The sequence below is a fragment of the Vibrio sp. 10N.261.52.A1 genome, assembly GCF_002876325.1.
In the GTDB taxonomy this organism is placed as follows: domain Bacteria; phylum Pseudomonadota; class Gammaproteobacteria; order Enterobacterales; family Vibrionaceae; genus Vibrio; species Vibrio chagasii.
This window is the reverse complement of the sequence record NZ_MCYD01000668.1, coordinates 1068-3763: the sequence shown is the minus strand read 5'-3', so window position 1 is coordinate 3763 and position 2696 is coordinate 1068. Positions and strand designations below refer to the sequence as shown.

Genomic DNA, 2696 nt, shown 5'->3' with positions numbered 1-2696 from the left:
CACTTAGGCAGCAGTGGGATATCGTTATGCACCAAGCTAGTGAAAGCGAAATTGTTATACGTCGCTTGTATCAAATTACTAATGAATATCGAAAAGGATTCGATAGTCAGATTGCCCAACTACTCGCTATGGGGCTCGAACGTTTTGATTTGGATATTGGTATCTTGTCAAAAGTGGACGGTAATACTTACCTTGTGGAGCACTGTGTCACACCTGAAGGCGTTGACCTGAAAAGTGGTGATATGTTCGATTACCGCTCAACTTATTGCGAGATCACATGCAGCTCGAGTGGACCTATCTGCATAGAGCACTGTGGTGAGCATAATACTTACGCGCGACACCCTGCTTATCAATCCTTCGGCTTAGAGTCTTATATCGGTATTCCTATCTTTGTCGATGATGAACTTTACGGCACGCTTAACTTTTCGAGTGGTAACCCTTACTACCGCGAGTTTAAAGAGTTTGATATCGATGTGATGAAGCTGATGGCCTCATGGATTGAAGTAGAGCTTGTTCGCAGGCAGCAAGAGAGAAAACTACAAGAGTTAAACGAAAGACTCGAGTATCAGGCGCTTTATGACCCACTGACGCATTTACCCAACAGACGCTTTTTATTTAAAACGTTAAACGCAGAAGTAAAGCAACTTAAGGGTTCTTTAGGCAAAGGAACGTTAGCGGTGGTTGATATTGATTTCTTTAAGTCAGTAAACGACGGCTATGGTCACCAAATGGGTGATGTTGTCCTGAAGAAAGTGGCCAATGTGTTGAGTAGTAATGCTCAAGAAGGAGAGTTTGTTGCTCGCTTTGGTGGCGAAGAGTTTGTGATTTGGTACCCGAGTACGCCGGTCAACACGGTTGAGGATAAGCTTGCGACGCTGCTTGAGGAAGTGAAGAAGATTACTCTAGATCGAAAGCCTATTACTATCTCTATTGGTGCTTGCCATTTCGAATTAAGTTCTGGTGAAACAAGGAATGAACGAATGTCGGCGTTAGACTCATTAATTAAAGTGGCCGATGAGTGTTTGTATGTTGCAAAAAAAAATGGACGAGATCAGTTCGTGTCTCGTCCATATTACCAATATTTAGATGCTTAATCTTGAAAGCTGAGAGCTTAACTAAACAGGTACGGGAATAGTTTGCGACGCTCTTCTGGCGTTAACGATTCAACTCGAGCGATGTTGGTATCTGGAATCGCTTCAGGGTTAGGGTAATGCTTCAACACCTTTTCCATGCTCGCTTCACGAATCAAATGGTAAACCGGATATGGAGAGCGGTTCGTCAGGTTTTCATCGTCTTCAGGATCCGCACCGCCAAAGCAGTAATCAGGATGGAAGGTCGCCACTTGGTAAACGCCTTCCCAATCTTGCTGCTTTATCAAAGCCTCTACCCAATCGATGAACATGTTGTAGTCGAAGAAATCTTGCAGCATGTTAGGAACAACCACCAGAGTCGTTTCTAGCTCAGCGACTGGTGTGTTATCCAACTCAACAAATTGAGTCATGATGTCTTCTAGCAATGCCTCTTCGGTTTCTGCTTCACTCACAAAGATCTTAATCTGCTTATTACGTTGTGGCTTTGCTGCAAATGGGCACAGGTTTAGGCCAATAACAACATCGTCTAACCATTGTTTTACTTGGTCATGGATGGTTTGAAGATCAGTGTTTTGAGTGTTCGACATAACAGGTTCCGAAATGAAATTTTGCGTAGGATATCAGAACGGTTGTTAATCAAAAGCACTAATTGTCTTGAAAATGCTGTTGTTTCTACGCTTCAGCGAGTTTAGATGTCGATACTTGAAGTTGTTTCAACTGGTAGACCCAAGCAAATATCGCGACATAGAAGACAGAGCCTCCTGCAATCACGCCATTCCAACCAAATAACTGCCAGCAGTATAAGAGTAAGAACCCGCCCAAACTGCCACCAATATAGTAGTGCACAAGGTAGAGTGCTGTTGCCGTCGCTTTGGCGCTTGGCGCTTTTTGACTGACCCAAGAGTAGGCTAGGGTATGCGAGAAGAAAGCCCCGCCACTTATCAGCAATAACCCTGCAAGCATGAAAGGAATCTCATCAACCGCAGATACCAGCATTCCTAGCAAGCTTATACACACACCTAACAGAATTCCGTTTAACGGGTCGAAACGTAGCGTCCATTTGTTAGACAGCTTCGAGCTGACGGTACCCGCTAGGTAGCAGAGAAAGATCAGTGATGCTAAGCCAACTGGAACGGAGTGAGGTTCTGACACCAATCTAAAGCCCATTACGGAATACAGGTTAACGAACAGAGCGAAGTTGGCTCCACCAATCAACATAGCAAGCCACAAGGTACGGTTGCGTAAATGCATCACAACTGAGCGATTATGATGAAAGAACAGCCCTTTTTGCGGATTGAAGTTTTGCTGGTCTGGTAGTCGATAGGCAATCAATAAAGCGCCTAATAGCGAACCCACAACAAAGATCAGCACGGTAGCGTGCCAATCGAAATAGTCTGTCAGCAAGCCGCCTAACACACGGCCAAAGATACCCCCTAATGAGTTGGCAGCAATATAGCCACCAATCGCGACTGCAAAGGCTTTGGGTGTTAACTCTTCGACCATATAGGCGACAGCGACACCTGCAAAAGCGGCGACCGCAATTCCCATCAATGCTCTAGCAATCACAAGTTGCAACAGCGTGGTGGTGAATGCCATGCCTAAACC

At 44.9% G+C, this 2696-nt stretch carries 3 protein-coding genes; 1 reads left to right on the top strand and 2 read right to left on the bottom strand.

Going from position 1 to position 2696, the window contains the following annotated elements:
• Positions 1–26: 26 nt before the first annotated feature.
• Positions 27–1094, top strand: a complete 1068-nt coding sequence (locus tag BCT81_RS12710; RefSeq protein WP_102424650.1) for a sensor domain-containing diguanylate cyclase — start codon at positions 27–29, stop codon at positions 1092–1094.
• Positions 1095–1111: 17 nt separating this feature from the next.
• Here BCT81_RS12710 and BCT81_RS12705 read toward each other — a convergent pair whose 3' ends face one another.
• Both BCT81_RS12705 and BCT81_RS12700 read right to left on the bottom strand, forming a co-directional pair.
• Positions 1112–1678, bottom strand: a complete 567-nt coding sequence (locus BCT81_RS12705) for a DUF1415 domain-containing protein (protein ID WP_004741642.1) — start codon at positions 1676–1678, stop codon at positions 1112–1114.
• Positions 1679–1763: 85 nt separating this feature from the next.
• Positions 1764–2696: MFS transporter (locus tag BCT81_RS12700; RefSeq protein ID WP_102424649.1), on the bottom strand; the 933-nt coding region annotated here is incomplete at its 5' end.